22 protein-coding genes are annotated in these 20,967 nt (G+C 71.4%); 8 read left to right on the forward strand and 14 right to left on the reverse strand.

Annotated elements, in window-relative coordinates; translation table 11 throughout:
- Window positions 1-231: 231 nt before the first annotated feature.
- Complete coding sequence (locus OG407_RS15120; protein ID WP_405858418.1) at window positions 232-963, reverse strand: VIT1/CCC1 transporter family protein; 732 nt, start codon at window positions 961-963, stop codon at window positions 232-234.
- Window positions 964-1,276: 313 nt separating this feature from the next.
- Between OG407_RS15120 and OG407_RS15125 the strand changes: the two genes are divergently transcribed.
- The 7 genes from OG407_RS15125 to OG407_RS15155 are packed head-to-tail and all read left to right on the forward strand — an operon-like array spanning window position 1,277 to window position 9,232.
- The gene (locus OG407_RS15125; RefSeq protein ID WP_403595413.1) at window positions 1,277-2,368 is read left to right on the forward strand and encodes an ADP-ribosylglycohydrolase family protein; all 1,092 of its coding nucleotides are present in this window, start codon (window positions 1,277-1,279) and stop codon (window positions 2,366-2,368) included.
- Window positions 2,365-3,777, forward strand: a complete 1,413-nt coding sequence (locus OG407_RS15130) for an ADP-ribosylglycohydrolase family protein (RefSeq protein ID WP_405858420.1) — start codon at window positions 2,365-2,367, stop codon at window positions 3,775-3,777. The genes OG407_RS15125 and OG407_RS15130 overlap by 4 nt, the downstream gene beginning before the upstream one ends.
- 8 nt (window positions 3,778-3,785) lie before the next feature.
- Window positions 3,786-4,970 (forward strand): ADP-ribosylglycohydrolase family protein, encoded by a 1,185-nt coding sequence (locus OG407_RS15135; RefSeq protein ID WP_405858422.1) that lies wholly within the window; start codon window positions 3,786-3,788, stop codon window positions 4,968-4,970.
- The gene (locus OG407_RS15140; protein ID WP_405858424.1) at window positions 4,958-6,331 is read left to right on the forward strand and encodes an ADP-ribosylglycohydrolase family protein; all 1,374 of its coding nucleotides are present in this window, start codon (window positions 4,958-4,960) and stop codon (window positions 6,329-6,331) included. Before OG407_RS15135 ends, OG407_RS15140 begins: the two co-directional genes overlap by 13 nt.
- On the forward strand, window positions 6,328-7,224 hold the full coding sequence (gene rbsK / locus OG407_RS15145) for a ribokinase (protein ID WP_405858426.1): 897 nt from the start codon (window positions 6,328-6,330) through the stop codon (window positions 7,222-7,224). The genes OG407_RS15140 and rbsK overlap by 4 nt, the downstream gene beginning before the upstream one ends.
- Entirely contained in the window at window positions 7,221-8,423 is a 1,203-nt protein-coding gene (locus tag OG407_RS15150; protein ID WP_405858428.1) for a CaiB/BaiF CoA transferase family protein, read from the forward strand. Before rbsK ends, OG407_RS15150 begins: the two co-directional genes overlap by 4 nt.
- Complete coding sequence (locus tag OG407_RS15155) at window positions 8,420-9,232, forward strand: HpcH/HpaI aldolase/citrate lyase family protein (RefSeq protein WP_405858429.1); 813 nt, start codon at window positions 8,420-8,422, stop codon at window positions 9,230-9,232. The genes OG407_RS15150 and OG407_RS15155 overlap by 4 nt, the downstream gene beginning before the upstream one ends.
- A 57-nt stretch (window positions 9,233-9,289) precedes the next feature.
- Here OG407_RS15155 and lgt read toward each other — a convergent pair whose 3' ends face one another.
- The 11 genes from lgt to hisI all read right to left on the reverse strand — a co-directional run bounded on the left by lgt (window position 9,290) and on the right by hisI (window position 18,115).
- Complete coding sequence (lgt, locus tag OG407_RS15160) at window positions 9,290-10,264, reverse strand: prolipoprotein diacylglyceryl transferase (RefSeq protein WP_405858431.1); 975 nt, start codon at window positions 10,262-10,264, stop codon at window positions 9,290-9,292.
- 103 nt (window positions 10,265-10,367) lie between these two features.
- Window positions 10,368-11,147, reverse strand: a complete 780-nt coding sequence (locus OG407_RS15165; RefSeq protein ID WP_405858432.1) for a DsbA family protein — start codon at window positions 11,145-11,147, stop codon at window positions 10,368-10,370.
- An 89-nt stretch (window positions 11,148-11,236) separates the two neighbouring features.
- Window positions 11,237-12,052: a tryptophan synthase subunit alpha gene (trpA, locus tag OG407_RS15170; RefSeq protein ID WP_405858433.1), complete on the reverse strand. Its 816-nt coding sequence runs from the start codon at window positions 12,050-12,052 to the stop codon at window positions 11,237-11,239.
- Window positions 12,049-13,332 (reverse strand): tryptophan synthase subunit beta, encoded by a 1,284-nt coding sequence (trpB, locus tag OG407_RS15175; RefSeq protein WP_405858435.1) that lies wholly within the window; start codon window positions 13,330-13,332, stop codon window positions 12,049-12,051. Before trpB ends, trpA begins: the two co-directional genes overlap by 4 nt.
- A gap of 58 nt (window positions 13,333-13,390) precedes the next feature.
- A complete protein-coding gene (gene trpM, locus OG407_RS15180) occupies window positions 13,391-13,630 on the reverse strand; it encodes a tryptophan biosynthesis modulator TrpM (RefSeq protein ID WP_405858437.1) in 240 nt (79 codons plus the stop codon).
- Between the two features lie 22 nt (window positions 13,631-13,652).
- Entirely contained in the window at window positions 13,653-14,462 is an 810-nt protein-coding gene (gene trpC / locus OG407_RS15185) for an indole-3-glycerol phosphate synthase TrpC (RefSeq protein WP_352183724.1), read from the reverse strand.
- 125 nt (window positions 14,463-14,587) lie between these two features.
- Window positions 14,588-15,055: a DUF2752 domain-containing protein gene (locus OG407_RS15190; RefSeq protein ID WP_405858439.1), complete on the reverse strand. Its 468-nt coding sequence runs from the start codon at window positions 15,053-15,055 to the stop codon at window positions 14,588-14,590.
- A gap of 106 nt (window positions 15,056-15,161) precedes the next feature.
- Complete coding sequence (locus tag OG407_RS15195) at window positions 15,162-15,410, reverse strand: HGxxPAAW family protein (protein ID WP_403595375.1); 249 nt, start codon at window positions 15,408-15,410, stop codon at window positions 15,162-15,164.
- A 122-nt stretch (window positions 15,411-15,532) separates the two neighbouring features.
- Window positions 15,533-16,177: a TIGR02234 family membrane protein gene (locus tag OG407_RS15200; protein ID WP_403595371.1), complete on the reverse strand. Its 645-nt coding sequence runs from the start codon at window positions 16,175-16,177 to the stop codon at window positions 15,533-15,535.
- Window positions 16,178-16,229: 52 nt separating this feature from the next.
- Window positions 16,230-17,708 (reverse strand): anthranilate synthase component I, encoded by a 1,479-nt coding sequence (locus OG407_RS15205; RefSeq protein ID WP_403595369.1) that lies wholly within the window; start codon window positions 17,706-17,708, stop codon window positions 16,230-16,232.
- A gap of 11 nt (window positions 17,709-17,719) precedes the next feature.
- The gene (gene hisI / locus OG407_RS15210) at window positions 17,720-18,115 is read right to left on the reverse strand and encodes a phosphoribosyl-AMP cyclohydrolase (RefSeq protein ID WP_405858442.1); all 396 of its coding nucleotides are present in this window, start codon (window positions 18,113-18,115) and stop codon (window positions 17,720-17,722) included.
- Window positions 18,116-18,197: 82 nt separating this feature from the next.
- On the opposite strand from hisI, the gene OG407_RS15215 reads away from it, so the two are divergent.
- Window positions 18,198-18,833: a TIGR03085 family metal-binding protein gene (locus tag OG407_RS15215; RefSeq protein WP_328683922.1), complete on the forward strand. Its 636-nt coding sequence runs from the start codon at window positions 18,198-18,200 to the stop codon at window positions 18,831-18,833.
- A 33-nt stretch (window positions 18,834-18,866) separates the two neighbouring features.
- Here OG407_RS15215 and OG407_RS15220 read toward each other — a convergent pair whose 3' ends face one another.
- Both OG407_RS15220 and OG407_RS15225 read right to left on the reverse strand, forming a co-directional pair.
- A complete protein-coding gene (locus OG407_RS15220) occupies window positions 18,867-20,246 on the reverse strand; it encodes an MFS transporter (protein WP_405858444.1) in 1,380 nt (459 codons plus the stop codon).
- 14 nt (window positions 20,247-20,260) lie between these two features.
- Window positions 20,261-20,848 carry an ArsR/SmtB family transcription factor gene (locus OG407_RS15225; RefSeq protein WP_405858446.1) on the reverse strand — a complete coding sequence of 196 codons (588 nt, stop codon included), beginning with the start codon at window positions 20,846-20,848 and terminating at the stop codon, window positions 20,261-20,263.
- Window positions 20,849-20,967 lie beyond the last annotated feature (119 nt).

A 20,967-nucleotide genomic window follows, 5' to 3' on the forward strand; every position in this document is an offset into this window, starting at 1 on the left:
GGACGCCACGGGGTCGTGGCGCGGCACCGCACAAGCGGTGAAGGTGAAGGGGACCAAAGCAGACAGATCGATGTCCGTCGGTCCAGGGCAGAGGGAGCGTCGTAGCCCATCCCGCGGGTGCGCCGGGAGCGTCATTGCCCACAGCGCTTACGGCTCATGCCCAATGGTTAAGCGTTCGAAACCAGCGAGTAACGGCTACTTATGCGAACCAGCGCATAAGTGCGCGCCGACCTATCCTACGACCGTTCCGAACAGGGTGCCCAGGGCGTACGTCACACCGGCCGCCGCACCCCCCAGCGCGAGCTGCCGCACCCCGCTGAACCACCAGGTCCGCGCGGTCACCCGGGCCACCACCGCACCGCACCCGAACAACCCGACGAACGCGAGCAGCAGCGCCGGCCACAGCGAGGTCGCCCCGAGCAGGAACGGCAGTACGGGAAGCAGCGCCCCCAGCGCGAACGCCCCGAAGGACGACACGGCGGCGACGAGCGGCGAGGGCAGATCACCGGGGTCGATCCCCAACTCCTCCCGGGCGTGTATCTCCAGGGCCTGCTCGGGATCGCGCGAAAGCTGCCGGGCGACTTCACGGGCCAGCACGGGCTCGACCCCGCGGGACACGTACAGCGAGGCAAGCTCCCCTTCCTCATCCTCCGGGTGCCTGCGCAGCTCGCGCCGCTCGACCTCCAACTCGGCCTCGACCAGCTCGCGTTGGGAGGCGACGGAGGTGTACTCGCCGGCCGCCATGGAGAAGGCACCGGCGGCGAGCCCGGCCAGCCCGGTGATGACGACGGTCTGATGACTGACGGCACCGCCGACGACACCGGTCATCAGGGCGAGGTTGGAGACGAGACCGTCCATCGCGCCGAACACCGCGGGGCGCAGCCAGCCGCCGTTCACATCCCGGTGGGTGTGGTTGTCGCGGTGCGCCTCGTGGAGCGTCGCCTCGGTCTCGATGATGGCCATGCGGTGATCCCCCAGGAGGTTCAGGAACTAAGGAGCCAAGGAACTAAGGAACTAAGGAAAGGCTAACTTTGGACATGTTCTACTCTTTGACAACACTCAACATACGACTTTCATTTCAGGCCCACCAGCAAGGAAAGGCTGGGCTAACCTGCGGCTTTACCCTCGAACGCTCATACGTGCGGTGAGCCAATCAAATGTCGACCGGGTGACGCTGCACTCCGTCAGGCTCTGCCGAAGGCCTCCCGTGGGAGACATCCGCAAAGGGTTCCGCGCCCTGAGGCGCCCTGAGGGAACCCCGTAGGAGAGGCCGCGTATGGCATCGATCGCCTGCATTCCCCCGGTCCCGGCGCCCAAGAACGCCACCGAACTCCGCGAACGGGCGCGCGGCGCGCTGCTCGGCCTGGCGGTGGGAGACGCCCTGGGCGCACCGGCGGAGAACATGAAGCCTTCCGAGATCCGCGCCCGTTGGGGCCGCATCACGGGCTACGTCGCGGAGAACCCGGCCGGCACGGACGACACGGAGTACGCGATCTTCTCCGGCCTCCTCCTCGCCCGCCACGGCTCGGCCCTCACGCCGACCCATGTGGAGGCGGCCTGGCACGAGTGGATCGCGGACCGCGACGAGGGCCCGTTCCGGGGAGCGGGCTTCAGCGAACGCGGCACCCTGGAGAACCTCCGCCGAGGCCTGGCCGCCCCCATCTCGGCCCAACACCGCCACGCCTGGAGCGACGGCCTGGCCATGCGCGCGGCCCCCTTCGGCGTCTTCGCGGCGGGCCGCCCGGCGGAGGCGGCCCGTCTCGTCGCGATCGACGGTTCGGTGAGCCACGACGGCGAGGGCATCTACGGCGGCCAGGCGGTCGCGGCGGGCGTGGCCGCGGCGATGGCGGGAGCGCCGACGATCGCGGTAGTGGCATCAGCCCTGGCGGTAGTCCCCGACGACTCCTGGACGGCCCGCTCCCTCCGCCGAGCGGTGGCGGTGGCCCACCGAGGCGAACGAGCGGTCCGCTCCGCGGTGGTCATCGGCGGCTACCCCTGGACCGACCTGGCCCCGGAGGCGGTAGCCCTCGCCTTCGGCGCATACGCGGCAGCGGACGGCGACTTCACGGAATCGGTCCTCACGGCGGTGAACATGGGCCGCGACGCGGATACGACGGCTGCGGTGGCGGGCGCGCTGGCAGGCGCGACCCGGGGAGCCTCGTCGATCCCGCTCGACTGGGCAGCGGCGATCGGCCCGGCACGGGGAAGCTGCCTACCGGCGATGGCGGGCCATCACGTGCTGGACATCGCGGAGTTGCTGGTACCTGGGGAGGGCGGGAAGTGGGGCGCGGGGGGTGCGGCACGAGGCGAGCAACGGGATCAGCAGGAGTACGTGCTGGCGGCGGATGAGGACGAGGTGCAGTTGTGAGGGAGCAGGAGAGCGGGGCCGGCGTCTCGGGGCCGATCGCGTACGGGGCTGAACTCGCGGCGGCGGAAGGCGAGTTGGCTTCGCAGGCACCACCCACGGCCACCCTCCATGTCCGCGCGCCCCACCTCACCCCGCTCAAGGAGCCGGCGACCAAGGGCAAATCCACCCCACTCAACGGGACAGCCGCGGACGGCGATTCCACCCCACAGGGGTCACCCGCACCCGACGACGAAAGTTGTACGGGCGGTGCGGGTGGGAGCTCAGAGGCCGATGGCGGAGCCGAGGCTGTTCGCAAGGCTCGCCGTATCGAGGGGCTGCTCCTCGGGCTGGCCGCAGGGGACGCCGCCGGTTGGCCCGCCGCACGGCACCGAGCCGCTCGCATGCCCGAGTGGACCCGCCGCCTCACCCGTGAGCTGGACACCTTCGCCGAACAGAACGCGACCACCACCCTCCCCGTCCCCATCGCCCTGAACCAACCCCCCGAGCCTCTACGCCTGGGCCCCTCCGACGACGCCGAATGGGCAGCGTTCGCCGCGGAAGCCGTACTAAGAGCCGGCGACGACACAGTCCTGGGCGACCTCAGCAGGGAACGCAGAACCCGCGCCGCGATCGACCTCACCTGGAACGCCATCGCCAGCGAGGTCGCCGCAGCGGCGGACCGCGCCCCGGAAGTCGAGTCCGCCGTACTCCCCCTCCGCGCCCGCATCTCGGTAAGGGCCGGCCTGGGCAACCTCGCAGCCGGCCTACGCCCACCCGCCACCGGCCACGACAACCCCCACTACTTCGACGACGCGGCCTGCGTAAGAGCCTGCGTACTGGCAGTAGCGCACCCCGGCGACCCCCAACGCGCCGCCGCCCTCGCCGAGTTCGACGCCCACTACACCCAGGACGGCGACGGAGTCCACGGCGCCAGAGCCATGGCGGCGGCCCTCTCCCTCGCCCTGGTCGGTGCGGACGTGGACGAGTGCGTGGCAGCGGCCCTCGCCGAACTCCCCGAGGCCACGGAGATCGGCCGCAACGCCCGCCACGCCCTGAAGTTGGCCCAGGACAGCGACAACGCCTTCGCCCTGATCCCCCTCCTGGAACACCAGATCGTCGACCACGTCTACAGCTACGGAATCGCGGCCGCCGAAACCGTCCCGGTAGCCCTCGCGTTGGCGACAGCGGCCCGCGGCCGTATCGCGGAAGCGGTCCCCGCAGCGGCCTGCCTCTCCCGGGTCGCCGACTCGGCACCGGCCCTGGCAGGCGCCCTCACCGGAGCACTGAGCGGCGGCGAGGCAATCCCGTCGACCTGGCGGGACGCCTGCCGCACCCTCTCCGGCTGCGCCCTCCCCCGCCTCACCGGCACGGACCTCGTAGAACTCGCCGAACTCCTGGAAGCCACACAACCGCCCCCACCAGGAGGATGATTCGGTGCATGCCACCCAAAGAACTCAAAGAACCTAAAGAGCTGGAAACCAGCCTCGAAGAGAGGATCACCGGAGCCCTGGTGGGCGCCGCAGTCGGCGACGCCCTCGGCGGCCCCGTAGAGGGCTACTCCCCCGACCAGATCCTCGAACGCCACGCGGGCCGCGTCCACGGCATCGTCGGCCCCTGGAACGGCGAAGCCTGGCGCACCGCCCGCCCCATCGCCCCCTACCACAAGGGCGACGGTCACGTCACCGACGACACCTTGATGACCCACGCTCTCGTACGGGTCTACGCCCAGGTCCGCGACCACCTCGACGCCTACTCCGTCGCCGACCACCTCGTCCCGGACCTGATGCGGAACCCGCGCTGGATCCCGGAGTTGGAGGCGGAGGCCATCCCCCTCCACCGCATCTTCCTCGCCGAGAAATGGCTCGCGACCCGCCTCCACTACGGCCACATCGACCCCCGCGAAGCAGGCGTCGGCAACATCGTCAACTGCGGTGCGGCGATGTACATGGCCCCGGTCGGCCTGGTCAACGCGGCCCATCCGGCGGCCGCTTACGCCGAGGCCCTCGACATCGCGGGCGCCCACCAGTCGTCGTACGGCCGAGAGGCGGCCGGTGTCTTCGCGGCGGCGGTGGCCGCGGCCTGCGTACCGGGCGCCACCCCCGACTCGGTCGTGGCCGCCTGCCTCGCCCTGGCGAAGGACGGCACCCGCACCGCCATCGAGCAGGTCTGCGAAGTGGCCGCCCGTTACTCGGACTTCGAGTCGGCGCTGGTCCCCCTACGGGAGGCGATCACGCCGTACGACACGGTCGGCCCCGACTACCGCGCCCCCTCCCTGGACGCCCGCCGCCCCTCCCGCACCAAGGCGATCGAGGAACTCCCGGTCGCCCTGGGCATGTTGGTGGTCTCCGGCGGCGACTACCGCCACGCGGTGCTGGGTTCGGTGAACTACGGCCGGGACTGCGACTCGATCGCGACGATGGCCGGCGCGGTGGCCGGCGCCCTCGGTTCCACGGTCCCGCAGGACTGGTCGAAGACGGTCGCGGAAGCCAGCCGCCTGGACCTCTGGGAACCGGCCGCCACCCTCACCGCCGTCACCCGCGAGCTCTTCGAACGCGATGTCCTCCGACGCCGTGCCCACGAGGCCGCGTTCACCGAGATCGTAGGGCTGAAGTGCTCCGACTGACCTGGGTCCAGCCGGAGGATCTACTCGGCCACGAGCTGTGCCAGGCCGCCCAGGACGGACGCGAACCGTCCGCGATCGCGGCCCGCTGGCGAGCGGCGGGCGGAGCGGAGGCACCGGAACGGGCGGGCGCGTCGGCCCGACCCCCCACCCGTTACCTCCGGTTGCTCGCCGAGGACCTGCTGGACGAACTGGCCGACCTGCCCAGCAGGTTGACGGACCAGGAACCCACCGACCTGGCACGCATCAGATCCCTCTGCCCCAACTGGCCCACCCCACAAGCCACTTCCCCGCCCCTCTCGCCCCGCTCTCCCCGCCCGGCCCGCTTCCAGGCCGCCTGGCTGGGCCGCGCCGTCGGCTGCCTCCTCGGCAAACCGGTCGAGAAGCTCCCCCTCGACGCCATCCGCCAACTCGCCCGCGCCACCGGCAACTGGCCCCTGAACTCCTACTTCACCGCCCGGGGCGTCCCCGCCGAACTCCTCGCCGCCCACCCCTGGAACCGCCGCTCCGCCCCCACCTCCCTCGCCGAGAACATCGACGGCATGCCCGAGGACGACGACCTCAACTACCCCCTGTTGAACCTCCTGTTGCTACAGCGCCACGGCAAGGACTTCACCACCGCCGACGTGGCGAAGCTCTGGCTGGACGAACTCCCCGCAGGCCGCACCTTCACCGCCGAACGCATCGCCTACCGCAACCTCCTCACCGGCCTGGAACCCCCGCGAACGGCCCGCCACCGCAACCCGTTCCGCGAATGGATCGGCGCCCTGATCCGCGCCGACGTACACGGCTGGACCAACCCCGGAAACCCCGGCGCGGCAGCCGAACAGGCCCACCGCGACGCCACGTTGACCCACACCGCGAACGGCGTCTACGCGGCGATGTTCACGGCGGCCACCATCGCCACCGCGACCACCGGCACCCACGACATCCACACCTGCCTGCGCACCGGCCTAACGGTCGTACCGCCCGACTCCCGCCTGGCCAAAGCGATTCACCACGCCCTCCAACTGGCCCGGAAACACCGGGACTTCGACGAGGTCGTGGACGAACTCCACGCCACCTACTCCCCCACCCACCACTGGGTCCACGCGATCCCCAACACCGCCCTGATCGCCGCCGCCCTCACCCACGCGGACGGCGACTTCACCGGCTCCATCTGCCGTGCGGTGTCCGGGGGTTGGGACACCGACTCCAACGGCGCGACGGTCGGCAGCATCGCCGCCCTTCTCTCGGACACCCCGCTCCCCGACCGCTGGACGACCCCGCTCAAGAACCGACTCGCCACCTCCGTAGGCGACTTCAACGGCATCGGCTTCGACACCCTCGCCCGGCTCACCCATCAGGAGACCGCCCGCCCATGACCCACATCGCCGTGCTCGGCAGCACGAACATGGACCTCGTCGCCTACGTGGCGAAGGCCCCGCAGCGCGGAGAGACCGTGACGGGACGGGAGTTCCGCACGATCCCCGGCGGCAAGGGCGCCAACCAGGCGATCGCCGCGGCCCACGCGGGCGCGACGGACGTCACGATCGTCGGCGCGGTCGGCAACGACGCCTACGGTGCCCAACTCCGCGCCACCTTCGAACACTCCGGTGTCGACACCGACCATCTGCGCACCGTCGAGGGCCCGTCCGGCACCGCGCACATCGTCGTGGACGACGAGGGCGGCAACGCGATCGTCGTCATCCCCGCCGCCAACGGCACCGTCGACCACCTCGCCCCCGGCGACGAGGCCACGATCGCCACGGCCGACGCCCTGCTCCTCCAGCTGGAGATCCCCCTCGCCGCGGTGACCGCGGGCGCGGAGGCGGCCCGCCGCCACGGCGTCCGGACGATCCTCACGCCTTCGCCCGCCCAGCCACTGCCCGCCGAACTCCTCGCCGCCGTAGACCTGTTGGTCCCCAACGAGCACGAGGCCACCGCCCTCACCGGCCGCACCGACCCGCGCGAGGCGGCGGCGGCCCTGCTCGACCAGGTGCCCGAGGTGATCGTCACCCTGGGCGCTGCGGGCAGCCTCTACGCGGCCCGGGGCGCCGAACCGTTCACCGTGCCCGCGCCTCAAGTGACCGCGGTGGACTCGACCGGCGCGGGCGACACCTTCGTCGGCGCGCTGGCCGTGGCGCTCGCCGAGGGCCGCCCGATGCGGGACGCGCTGGCCTGGGCGGCAGCGGCTGCGGCCCTGTCCGTGCAGCGGCCGGGCGCGACGGCGTCGATGCCGTACCGCGCGGAGATCGAGAAGCAGTACGCCTCATGACCGACACGACGACCACAACTCCCCTGTCAGGGCTGCGCGTTCTCGACCTCGCGACGCTCTTCGCCGGCCCCCTCGCCGCCACCATGCTCGGCGACTTCGGCGCCGAGGTCATCAAGGTCGAGCACCCGGCCAAGCCCGACCCCTCCCGAGGCCACGGCCCGTCGAAGGACGGCATCGGCCTGTGGTGGAAGCTGCTCGGCCGCAACAAGCGCGCGATCACCCTCGACCTGTCGAAGCCGGGCGGGCGCGACATCCTCCTCCGGCTCGCCGCGACCGCCGACGTGATCATCGAGAACTTCCGCCCCGGCACCCTGGAGAAATGGGACCTCGGCTGGGCCGAACTCTCCGCCGCCAACCCGAAGTTGGTGCTCGCCCGGGTCACCGCCTTCGGCCAGTTCGGGCCCTACGCGCACCGCCCCGGCTTCGGCACCCTCGCCGAGGCGATGAGCGGTTTCGCCGCGATCACCGGCGAACCGGACGCGCCCCCGACGCTCCCGCCGTTCGGCCTCGCCGACTCGATCGCGGGCCTGGCGACGGCGTACGCGGTGATGACGGCGCTGGCCGCCCGCGACCGCACGGGCGAGGGCCAGGTCGTCGACATGGCGATCATCGAACCGATCCTCACCGCGCTGGGCCCGCAACCCCTCTGGTACGACCAGCTCGGCCACGTCCAGCCGCGCACCGGCAACCGCTCGCAGAACAACGCCCCGCGCAACACCTACCGTACGGCGGACGGCAGTTGGGTCGCCGTCTCCACCTCGGCCCAGTCGATCGCCGAGCGCGTGATGCGCCTGGTCGGCCGCCCGGAACTGATCGACGAGCCCTGGTTCGCGACGGGCGCGGAACGGGCCCAACACGCCGATGTCCTGGACGCGGCGGTCGGCGACTGGATCGCGCGGCGCACCCGCACCGAGGTCCTGGCCGCGTTCGAAAAGGCGGAGGCGGCGGTCGCCCCCATCCAGGACGTACGGGACGTGATGACGGACCCGCAGTACCAGGCCCTCGGCACGATCACCACCGTCGACGACCCCGAACTCGGCCCCCTCCGCATGCAGAACGTCCTCTTCCGCCTCTCCGCCACCCCCGGCGCGATCCGCTGGACCGGCCGCCCCCACGGCGCCGACACGGACACGGTCCTGACCGAACTCGGCCTGAGCGAAACCGAGTTGACCGCTCTCCGCCAGGCGGGCGCCCTGTGACCCCGCACCCCCTGACCTGGCTCTACGTCCCAGGCGACCGCCCCCCGGTCGTCGCCAAGGCCCTCGCCGCCGGCGCGGACGTGGTCGTCGTGGACCTGGAGGACGCGGTAGCCCCGGACCGCAAGGCCTACGCCCGCGCGGCCACGGCGGAGCTTCTCTCAGAACCCCAACTCAACGTCCACGTCCGCGTGAACGCCCTGGACACCCCCTGGGCGGCCGACGATCTCCGCACGCTCGCACCCCTCCCGGGCGTGTCCGGCCTACGGCTCCCGAAGGTCACGGCCGCCGAGGACGTCGTAGCCGTAGCGGAAAAGACCCGCGAACTCCCCCTGTACGCCCTCCTGGAGACGGCCCTCGGCATCGAGCGGGCCTTCTCCATCGCCGCCGCGCACTCCTCCGTGCACGGCATCGCGCTCGGCGAGGCGGATCTACGGGCCGACCTGGGCGTACGCGACGACGCGGGCCTGGACTGGTCCCGCTCCCGGGTGATTGTCGCCGCCCGGGCCGCGGGTCTGGCCCCGCCGCCCCAGTCCGTCCACCCGGACATCCGCGACCTGGAGGGCCTGGCGGCCTCCTGCGCACACGGACGGGCCCTCGGCTTCCTGGGCCGCGCGGCGATCCACCCCCGTCAACTCCCGGTCATCGAGAGCGCGTTCCTCCCGACGGACGAGGAGATCGAACAGGCCGAGACGATCGTCAAGGCGGCCATGCGGGAGGAGGGCGCCCAGGCCCTGCCCGACGGACGGTTCATCGACGCGGCGGTGGTCGCGGCGGCGCAGCGAACGCTCACGTTGGCGCGCCGCACCTGAGCACGATGAGGGCGCCCCGTGAAACACGGGGCGCCCTCATCGTCGTAGAACCGGCCGTCAGCCCTTCTTGGCCGACTCGGCCTCGTCTTTCTTCATGTCCACTTCGGTCTCTACGTCCGCTTCCTTGGCGTCCGCGTCTTCCTTCGGCTCGTCTTCCGAGGTCGCCGCGCTGTCGTCGCTGTCGGTGTCACCGCCGGAGGCCTCCGCGTCCGTCTCCGTGTCCGGCTCGACGATCTCCTCGCGGCCCGGGCGCTTCTTCGCCGAGATCACGAAGTACGTCACCGCGAGCAGGAAGACGATCATCGCGGTCCAGTCGTTCAACCGCAGGCCGAGGATGTGGTGGGCGTCGTCGACGCGCATGTACTCGATCCAGCCGCGGCCCACGCAGTAGGCGGCGACGTAGAGCGCGAACGCCCGGCCGTGGCCCAGCTTGAAGCGGCGGTCGGCCCAGATGACGAGGAAGGCGACGCCGACGCACCACAGGGACTCGTACAGGAAGGTCGGCTGGTAGTAGCCCGGGACGCGGCCGTCCGTCGAGGACGTGATGTGCAGTGCCCAGGGGAGGTGCGTCTCGCGGCCGTACAGCTCCTGGTTGAACCAGTTGCCCCAGCGGCCGATGGCCTGGGCCAGGGCGATGCCGGGGGCGAGGGCGTCGGCCCAGGCGGGCAGCGGGATGCCACGGCGGCGGCAGCCGATCCACGCACCCACCGCGCCGAGCGCGATCGCGCCCCAGATGCCGAGGCCGCCCTGCCACACCTTGAAGGCGTCCACCCAGTCGCGGCCCTCGCTGAAGTACAGCTCGTAGTCCGTGATCACGTGGTAGAGGCGACCGCCGACGAGGCCGAACGGCACGGCCCAGACAGCGATGTCGGCCACCGTCCCGACCTTGCCGCCGCGGGCGACCCAGCGTTTGTTGCCGAGCCAGACGGCGACGAAGACGCCGATGATGATGCAGAACGCGTAACCGCGCAGCGGAATGGGGCCGAGGTGGATGACCCCGCGCGACGGGCTGGGAATGTAGGCAAGTTCCATGGCAGGGTCGACGCTACCGTGCCGGACCGCGACCGCGGCAAGCGGCCCGGCTACGGCTCCATAACGGGCCGGTATGAAAACCGGCCCGCCCGCTTACCCCTCGCTACCCCTTGTTCGCCGCCTGGACCAGCTGCTTCAGCTTCGCCGGGGTCATCGTCTGGTCCGCGTAGATGTTCTTGCCGTCGAAGAGGACGGTCGGGGTGCCGGTGAATCCGCCGGCCTGGAACGCGGCGGCCGACTTCGTGACCCAGCTGTCGTGCGTACCGCTGTTGACGCACTTCTGGAAGGCGGGCGTGTCGAGGCCCTTCACCTTGCCCGCCAGCTCGATCAGCTTGGCGTTGCCGGCGTACGCGTCGTCCGTCTCCTTGGGCTGGTTCTCGTACAGCACGTCGTGGAAGTCGCGGAACTTTCCGGCGTCCTGGGCGCAGGCCGCCGCGTTGGCCGCGCGCTTGGAGCCGGTGCCGCCGAGGTTGCCGTCGATGATCGTGACCAGGTGGTACTGCACCTTGAGCTGCCCGGAGTCCGTCAGCTCGTGGAGTGTGGAGCGGTACGCCGTCTCGAAGGCCTGGCAGGCCGGGCAGCGGAAGTCCTCCCACACCGTGAGCGTCGGCTTGGCGGTGTCCTTGCCGACCTGGATCGCCAGGCTGTCCTTGCCGGTCGCCCCGGAGGGTGCCACGACCGGGCCCGCCTTACTGCTGCCGCTGTCGTCCTTGCCGTGGTTCGCGGCGAGGACGCCGACCACCGATGCAAGACCCAGCACGCAGACGACGCTCGCGGCCACGATCAGCGTGCGCCGCCGCCTCTCCGCGGTCTTCTGCTTCTCACGCTCGACCGCCAGCCGCTCGCGGGCGGTGCGCTTTCCGTCACGGTTCTTCTCGCTCACACCCGCAGAACGAACCGGGGAGGCGCAGCGCGCCTCCCCGGTCCCAGGTCCACCCATACGAGGGACGGTTGTTCCTTTACGCCGATGCGCTATGCCTGTCCGCGCACGCCCTTGGCCAGTTCACCGGCGAGCACGCGGACCGCCTCGACGCCGGCCGCGTCGTCCGGCGCGTCCAGCATCCCCTTGACGAAGGCCGAGCCGACGATCACGCCGTCCGCGAAGCGGGCCACCTCGGCGGCCTGCTGGGCGTTCGAGACGCCGAGTCCAACGCACACGGGCGTGTCGGTGGTGGCCCGGGTGCGCTCGACGAGGTCCTGCGCCTGCGCGCCCACGGACGCGCGGGTGCCGGTGACGCCCATGAGCGAGGCGGCGTAGACGAAGCCGGTGCCGACCTTGGTGATCTCGGCGAGGCGGGCGTCCTTGCTGCTCGGCGCGACCACGAAGACCGTGGCGAGCCCGTGCTTCTCGGCGTGCTCCCTCCACAGCCCCGCCTCCTGCACGGGCAGGTCGGGCAGGATGCACCCGGCGCCGCCCGCCTCGGCCAGCTCGGCGGTGAAACGCTCGACTCCGTAGCGGTCGATCGGGTTCCAGTACGTCATGACGAGTACGGGCTTGCCGGTCGCCGCGTGGGCCTCGCGGACCGTGCGCATGACGTCCGCGATCTTGACGCCGCCGCGCAGGGCGATGTCGTCCGCGGTCTGGATGACGGGGCCGTCGAGGACGGGGTCGCTGTGCGGAAGGCCCACCTCGACGATGTCCGCGCCGCCGTCGAAGGCCGCCTTGATCGCCTCGATACCGCCGTCCACGGTCGGGAACCCGGCCGGGAGATAGGCGATGAGCGCGGCCCGTCCCTCGGCCTTCGCGGCGGCGAGGGTGTCGCTCAACAGCCGGATGTTGCCGCTCACTTGGCGTCCCCCTCGATCTCCGCGACGTCGGCCGCGTTCGCCGCGACTTCGGCATCGGTCTCGTACAGGCCGAAGTACCGCGCGGCCGTGTCCATGTCCTTGTCGCCGCGCCCGGACAGGTTGACGACGATCAGCCCGTCCTTGCCCAGCTCCCTGCCGACCTCCAGCGCGCCCGCCAAGGCGTGGGCGCTCTCAATCGCCGGGATGATGCCCTCGGTGCGCGACAGCAGGCGCAGGGCCTGCATGGCGGCGTCGTCGGTGATCGCGCGGTACTCGCCGCGCCCGCTGTCCTTGAGGTAGGAGTGCTCGGGGCCGATGCCCGGGTAGTCCAGTCCGGCCGAGATCGAGTACGGCTCGGTGATCTGGCCCTCCTCGTCCTGGAGGACGTAGGACCGCGAACCGTGCAGGATCCCCGGCTCACCGGCGGTCAGCGTGGCCGCGTGCTCGCCGGTCTCGACGCCGTGCCCGGCGGGCTCGCAGCCGATGAGGCGTACGTCCGCGTCCGGGATGAAGGCGTGGAAGAGGCCGATGGCGTTCGAACCGCCGCCGACGCACGCGATCGCCGCGTCGGGGAGGCGCCCGGCGCGCTCCAGGATCTGGCGCCGGGCCTCGACACCAATGACCCGGTGGAAGTCGCGGACCATGGCCGGGAAGGGGTGCGGGCCGGCGACCGTACCGAAGAGGTAGTGCGTGCGGTCGACGTTGGCGACCCAGTCGCGGAACGCCTCGTTGATCGCGTCCTTGAGGGTGCGGCTGCCGGACTTCACGGCGATGACCTCGGCGCCGAGCATGCGCATCCGGGCCACGTTCAGCGCCTGGCGCCGGGTGTCGATCTCGCCCATGTAGATGGTGCATTCGAGACCGAACAGCGCGCACGCGGTGGCGGTCGCGACACCGTGCTGGCCGGCGCCGGTCTCCGCGATGACCCTGGTCTTGCCCATGCGCTTGGTGAGCAGGGCCTGGCCGAGGACGTTGTTGATCTTGTGCGAACCGGTGTGGTTCAGGTCCTCGCGCTTGAGGAAGATCCTCGCGCCACCCGCGTGCTCCGCGAAGCGGGGCACCTCGGTGAACGCGCTCGGCCTGCCGGTGTAGTTGAGGAGGAGGTCGTCCAGCTCGCGGGCGAACTCGGGGTCGTGCTTGGCCTTGTCGTACTCGACGGCCACCTCGTCCACGGCGGCGACGAGGGCCTCCGGGATGAACTTGCCGCCGAAGGCGCCGAAGTAGCCCTCGGCGCTGGGGATCTGGCCGTCGGGGTCTGGGATGAAGAACTCGCTGGGCATGCGGAAACCTCACGGTGAGTGTTTGTGGAGACACTAAGCGCCGTGGGGCGGGGGGTTGTTAGTTGGCTGCGGGCCGGCCGTGGCTGGTCGCGCCCGCGCGGCGGTAGCCGCAAATCAAATACAGCCCCGCGCCCCTGAAGGGGCGCCATCGCATGCCGTTTACCTGTCCAGGCTCGTCCCCGATGACGTAACGCACTCGCCGACCGTGAACCCGCCTCGCGGGCGCGCGGCAACCACGGGGCCGGCAGCCGCGCGCCAGGCGGGCGTACCGGTCCGTGGGTGTCAGTGAGAGCGTCATCGGAGGAGACCCTACCGGCCGATCAGCCGCGGCCGTGGCGGAGTGCGGGGTGCTCCCCCGCCGCCACCAGATCCGACACCGCCGATTTCGGGTCGCGGCCGGTGACCAGGGACTCGCCCACCAGGACCGCGTCGGCGCCCGCGTTGGCGTAGGCGATGAGGTCGTGGGGGCCGCGGACTCCGGACTCGGCGATCTTGACGATGTGGGCCGGGATCTCGGGGGCGACGCGCTCGAAGGTGCCGCGGTCGACCTCAAGGGTCTTGAGGTTGCGGGCGTTGACGCCGATGATCTTCGCGCCGGCGTCGACCGCTCGGTCGACCTCGTCCTCGTCGTGGACCTCGACGATCGGCGTGAGGCCGATCGACTCGGCGCGCTCGATGAGGGACTCCAGGGCCGGCTGGTCCAGGGCCGCGACGATCAGCAGGGCGAGGTCGGCGCCGTAGGCCCGGGCCTCCCAGAGCTGGTACGACGTGACGATGAAGTCCTTGCGGAGGACCGGGATGTCCACCCGCGCGCGGACGGCCTCCAGGTCGGCGAGGGAGCCGCCGAAGCGGCGCTGTTCGGTGAGGACGGAGATGACGGCGGCGCCGCCCGCCTCGTAGTCGGCGGCGAGGCCCGCCGGGTCGGCGATCGCGGCCAGCGCGCCCTTGGAGGGGCTGGAGCGCTTGACCTCGCAGATGACCTTGACGCCGTCACCGCGCAGGGCGGCGACACCGTCCTTGGCCGCGGGAGCCTTCGCCGCGCGCTCCTTGAGTTCGTCGAGGCTGACGCGCGCCTGCCGTTCCGCCAGGTCCGCACGGACTCCGTCGATGATCTCGTCGAGCACACTCACGCGAGCGGCCCCCTTCCGGACGGTGGAAAAGCCATGGTCACATCTACCTCGATGGTATCCGGAGGAAGGCGTAGCCCTCGCATCCGGTTGACGCCGGTCCCACTACCTGGACATGTGTCGGTTGATCAAGGGTGTAGCCAGCCACCGAACGGCAGGTTCCGGACAACCGTGAAGACCAGCACCAACGCGCCCAGACCCCACAGCTGGACCCTGCCGAGTTCGATCCGCGCGGGCCGGCCGCGCGCCGCACGGACCACCCAGACGGTCCATACGACCATGAAGGCCAGATAGCCCACTACGGCGATCGCGTTGTCCTGGAGCGCCGCCAGGAAGTCCCCGTGGATGAACTCGTGCGCGCTGCGCAGGCCGCCGCAGCCGGGGCAGTACAGGCCGGTGAAGCGGTACAGGGGGCAGACGGGGTAGTGGCCTGGCTGGTTCGGGTCGACCGTGCCGACGTAGGCGAAGGCTCCGGCGACGGTCGCGAGGACGGCGGCGGGCACGGCGACGCGGTTCAGTACGGAGGCGGTATCCGGGGCGGTACCGGGGGCGTGCGTCTTCGGCATGCGCTGGCTGTCGGCGTTCACGTCTCGCATTGTGCCCCCTGGCCCTTTCGTGCGGCACGCGCGCGTGAGGGGCGGTTCCCGGTGCTCCCGGGACCGCCCCTCCACGAAGTGGTGGCTGACAGCTACTGCCTACGGCTCAGCTGTCGGCGTGCGCCGTCTTGCCGAGCAGCTCGGTCAGGTCCTGGGGACGGTCCTTGGGCATGCCCATTCCCATCGCGCTCATGACCCAGCCGACGATGCCGCCGATGACCGCGATCGCCATACCGGCCCAGAAGCCGATCGGCTGTGCCATGACCATGAAGGCGCCGCCGACCAGGAATCCGATGAAGATGATGGTGGTACCGGTCCAGGCGGCCAAAGTGTGACCGTGGCTGTTGCCCGCCATGACGTGCTCCTCGTTGCTGTGTACGTGTGTGAGCAGACGCTCACGCTTCATTGTTCCGCACGCGCGCGGGTGCGGTGCTTCGGGGTGGGTGCACGCGCGCGTCGGCGGATCTCGGGAAAGGGCTATGCCCCGGTGGGGTCCTCACCGCGGTCCAGGGCTTTCCAGATGTCCTCGGGGCGGTCGGGGTCCACCACAGGAGCCCGCCGGGGGCGCGGCGTGCCGTTGCGTTCGTAGCGGCCCGACATCGCGGGCCAGCGGCGGCCGTAGAGAAGGGCGAGCAGGCCGGCCAGCAGGATCAGGCCGCCGCCGACCGCGGCGACGTAGGGCCAGGCGGTGTGGTCGAAGGCGTGGACGACGGACGAGGTGTCGCCGGAGGCCTGCGCGGCCTTGTCGTCGAGCGCGGAGCTGTCGGTGGCGCCGAGGAGGGCCGCGGCGACGATGCCCGCGCCGGAGAGCGCGAGAAGGGCGGAGACCGCGAAGCGGCCCGCCCTGCGGACGGCGAAGACGGCGACGAGCGCGGCGAGGCCCACTATGGCGAGCGCCGCGGGCACGCCCGTGACGTCGCTGCCCTTGGCGGACAGCGGGAACGCGTCGCCGGCCACCGTCGCGGTCCCCATCGACCAGCGCTGACGGGTGGCCAGCAGCGCCACGGCCGCGCCGAGCGCACCGCTCAGCAGGGCCACGGCAAGGCTGCGGCGGCCGGCGCGCGCGGCGGGGCCTTCGCCTTCGGAACGGGGGTGAGGAACAGCAGCAGTCACGTGCTCCACTATCGCTCGAACCCCGGGCGAACCGTCACCCGGGGTTCATATGACCCTCGTCCTATTGCCCGAGCCGGTTCGCCGTGTGCACGGCGCGGAGGACCGCCGCCGCCTTGTTGCGGCACTCCTGGTCCTCCATCTCGGGGTCCGAGTCGGCGACGATGCCGGCGCCCGCCTGGACGTAGGCGGTGCCGTCGCGGAGCAGGGCCGTACGGATGGCGATGGCGGTGTCGGAGTCGCCCGCGAAGTCGAGGTAGCCGACGCAGCCGCCGTACAACCCCCTTCTGGACGGCTCCAGTTCGTCGATGATCTGCATCGCGCGGGGCTTGGGCGCGCCCGAGAGGGTGCCGGCCGGGAAGCAGGCCGTGAGGACGTCGAAGGCGGTACGGCCGGGCGCCACGCGGCCGGTCACCGTCGAGACGATGTGCATCACGTGGGAGTACCGCTCGACGGACATGAAGTCGACGACCTCGACCGAGCCGGGCTCGCAGACCCTGCCCAAATCGTTACGCCCGAGGTCGACCAGCATGAGGTGTTCGGCGCGCTCCTTGGGGTCGGCGAGGAGTTCGTCGGCGAGGGCCTGGTCCTCCTGCGGGGTCGCGCCGCGGTGCCGGGTGCCGGCGATCGGGTGGACCATCGCGCGGCCGTCCTCGACCTTGACGAGGGCCTCCGGGGAGGAGCCGACGACGTCGAAGCCGTCGAAGCGGAACAGGTACATGTACGGCGACGGGTTGGTCGCCCGCAGCACCCGGTACACGTCCAACGCGCTTGCCGTGCACGGTGTTTCGAAGCGCTGGGAGGGGACGACCTGGAAGGCCTCGCCCGCGCGGATGCGCTCCTTGATGTCCTCGACGGCCACCTTGAAGTCGGGGCCGCCCCACAATGCGGTGTACTCGGGCAGCTCGGAGGGCGGGAGCTGGGCGGGCGGCTGGGCCACCGCGCGGGAGAGGTCCGCCTCCATGGCGTCGAGGCGGGCGATCGCGTCCGCGTAGGCCTCGTCGACGCCGGTGTCGAGGTCGTTGTGGTTGATCGCGTTGGCGATCAGCAGGACCGAGCCCTCCCAGTGGTCCATCACGGCGAGGTCGCTGGTGAGGAGCATGGTCAGCTCGGGGAGCTTGAGGTCGTCGCGCTCGCCGGGGCCGATCTTCTCCAGGCGGCGGACGATGTCGTAGCCGAGATAGCCGACCATGCCGCCGGTGAAGGGCGGCAGGCCCTCCTGGTGGGGCGTGTGCAGGGTCTCGATGGTCGCGCGCAGGGCGGCGAGCGGGTCGCCGTCGGCCGGGACGCCCACGGGCGGGGTGCCGAGCCAGTGGGCCTGCCCGTCGCGCGCGGTGAGCGTAGCCGCGCTGCGGACGCCGACGAACGAGTACCGGGACCAGGAGCGGCCGTTCTCCGCGGACTCCAGGAGGAAGGTGCCGGGGCGCTCCGCGGCCAGTTTGCGATAGAGGGCGACCGGGGTGTCACCGTCGGCGAGGAGCTTGCGGGTGACCGGGATGACGCGACGGTCGGTGGCCAGCTTGCGGAACGTCTCAAGGTCCATGGCGGCTGACCCTACTTTTCCACGGGGGCGGCACTGGAATCAGCGCCGTCCTTGAGGAGCACGTCCGCGTCGAAGCAGGTGCGGGCGCCGGTGTGGCAGGCGGCACCGACCTGGTCGACCTTCACGAGGACCGTGTCGGCGTCACAGTCCAGGGCGACGGACTTGACGTGCTGGAAGTGGCCGGAGGTGTCGCCCTTCACCCAGTACTCGCGGCGGCTGCGGGACCAGTACGTGCAGCGGCCCGTCGTCAGGGTGCGGTGCAGCGCCTCGTCGTCCATCCAGCCGAGCATGAGCACCTCACCGGTGTCGTACTGCTGGGCGATCGCGGGGACGAGCCCGTCGGCGCTGCGCTTGAGGCGGGCGGCGATCTCGGGATCGAGGCTGCTGGGCTGGGGCTTGCTGGTCATGGGGCCATTGTGCCGCGCCGCACTGACAGTCCTGGCCGGGCGTCCACTGTGCGGACCCTCCCGGCGGTCGTAGGCTGACGGCATGTCGACCTTCGCCAAGCGTGAACGACTTCTTCTCGCCGATCTCCTGGAGACCGCGGGCCCGGACGCCCCGACTCTCTGCGAGGGGTGGCAAACCCGTGACCTCGCCGCGCACGTGGTGGTGCGCGAGCGCCGCGCCGACGCCGCCGGCGGCATCATGATCAAGCAGCTCGCGCCGCGACTGGAGCGGGTGATGACGGAGTTCGCGGCGAAGCCGTACGAGGAGCTGATCCAGCTCATCCGTACGGGCCCGCCGCGCTTCTCGCCGTTCCAGCTCAAGCAGCTCGACGAGGCGTCCAACACGGTCGAGTTCTACGTCCACACGGAGGACGTACGGCGGGCACAGCCGGAGTGGACGCCGCGCGAGCTGGACCCGGTGTTCCAGGACGCCCTGTGGGCGCGGCTGGAGCGCATGGCCCGGCTGATGGGCCGCGGCGCGCCGACCGGGCTGGTGCTGCGCCGGCCCGACGGTCAGACGGCGGTCGCCCACAAGGGGGCGCCGGTCGTGACAGTGACCGGTGAGCCCTCGGAGCTGCTGCTGTTCGCGCACGGGCGGCAGAGCGTGGCCAAGGTGGAGCTGGACGGCGACGAGAACGCGATCGCCAAGCTCCAGGAGGCCAAGCAGCTGGGGATCTGAGCCCGCGGTTGTCAACACGGTCAACAGGCCGGGTCATCCGGGCAGTTCGGCCCGCCGCAGGTCGCGGACGCACAGCGCGATGGCCCCGCCAAGACCGCAGACCACCGCGCTGACCACGAACACCGGGCCCGTGTCCCACACGCCGATCGCCGCGGCCGACAGCGGCATGCTCAGCGGGGCGAACCCGAGGCTGACCAGGCCGGAGACGGCGGTGACCCGGCCCAGGTAGGCGGGGTCGGCCTGGGTCTGCAGCAGGGCGCCGCACACGGCTCCACTGAGACCGGCGAGCAGCCCGACGAGCAGCGCGACGCCGACGGCCGCGAGGACGCTCGGGACGAAGGCGAGAGCACCGATGGCGACGGAGCCCGCGACGATCGAGCAGCCGGCCAGCCACCCCGCGTGCGGCAGCCGGCCCCGCACGGTCAGCAGGAGGGCCGCCGCCCCTGCACCGACCCCGAAGCCGGAGAGCACCCAGCCCATGCCCGACGCGCCCCACCCGCGCTCGTCCGCCAGCAGCGTCAGGCCCACGTTGAGCGGGCCCACGAAACCGAGGTCCCCCAGCGCGATGGCCAGCATCAGCGGGGCGAGGACACGGTGGCCCCTGATGTAGCGCAGGCCGGCCCGGAGGTCGTCGACAGGGGATGCCGGGCGGGCGTCGGCTTTGTCAGGGGCGGGGGCGGTGGCGCCACGCGCTTCGGAGTCGGCCGCACTTACGGCACCTACGCCGGGCGCCGGGCCACGACCGCCCGCGGCAGCACCCGCATCGGCGGTGCCACCGAGCGCGTCGGCCTTGTCGTCCCTGGGCAGTTCCCGCATCCGTACGGAGATCAGCAGCGGCACCGACACCGCGATCAGCAGCCCGGCGAACGCGAACGCCGTCGCCGCGCCGCCGATCGCGACACCCAGGCCGCCGAGCGGACCGCCGACGACGTTGGCGAAGCGGATGGCGAGCCCCCGCATGCCCTGCACGCGCGCGAGTTGGTCGCGGCTCGTCACGCGCGCGGGGAGTGCGCCCACGGCCGGCATGAACACGGCGTCGACCGTTCCGAACATCACGGCGAGCAGCGCCAGCGGCCACAGTCCCGGGCTCGTCAGGAACAGCAGCGCGGCCACCGCCAGCACCGCCGCGCAGCGCACCGTGTCGCTCCCGATGACCACCCTGCGCGGCCCGAACCGGTCGGCGATCACTCCCCCGCCCAGCATCAACAGGGCCCGCGGCACGGCACTCACCGCCATCACGGCACCGGCCTGTGCGGGCGAACCCTGCTGTACGGCCGCCCAGGACAGGGCGATGTAGTACACGCTGTCGCCGACCATCGAGGACGTGTAGGCGGCGAGCCAGCGCAGGACGTTGGGGTCGCGGTGGGCGGCGCGGCCGGGGGCGTCGGCGGGGGCTATGAGGGTGCCGGTCACGGGAGGTCTTCCTCTCAGGCACGGAACGGGAAGCCGTACAGGTGGATGGCGACGTTCTCGCGGCCCTGGGTGTCGCCCGCCGTCTCGGCGGCTCGTCCCCTGGCCTGGTACTTGTTGATCAGGGTGTCCAACTCGCCCTGCAGTTCGGCGAGTTCGGACGCGTTCAGACGCGGGAGGTACTCGCCCTCGAAGCCGGCCGAGCGCCACTCGTCGGTCCAGGACTCGGACTCGTCGAGGTGGCGCCGGTAGAGGTCGACGCGCTGCTCCAGCAGGATGCGAGTGAGCGCGCCCTGGGCCGCGAGCTTCTCGGGGGCGTCCTTGACGTCCTCGTGCCGCACGGTCAGCCCCTCCGAGGCCGGCCGCCACCAGCGCTCCCGGCCGTCCTCGCCCTGCCGCTCGGCCTCCTCGATGAGCCCGTGCTCGGCGAGCTTGCGCAGGTGGTAACTGACCAGCGACACGGCCTCGTCGACCTGCTCGGCGAGCTGCGAGGCGGTCGCGGTACGGGCCATGTGCAGCGCCCGGTACAGCTTGATGCGCAGCGGGTGCGCGAACGCCTTGAGCGTCCCCAGATCGGTGATGGCACGGGTCTCTTTCGAGGTCATGCGTCCCACGCTAGATAGGAAAGAAAAGTTGCGCAACATATTTTGCGCAACTTAAATTTTGCATCTCCGCACAAGTAAGCCCCGACCGCCAGGCAGCCGGGGCTTACAGCGTGTCCAAG

The sequence above is a fragment of the Streptomyces sp. NBC_01515 genome (assembly GCF_045040345.1).
Classification (GTDB): Bacteria; Actinomycetota; Actinomycetes; order Streptomycetales; family Streptomycetaceae; genus Streptomyces.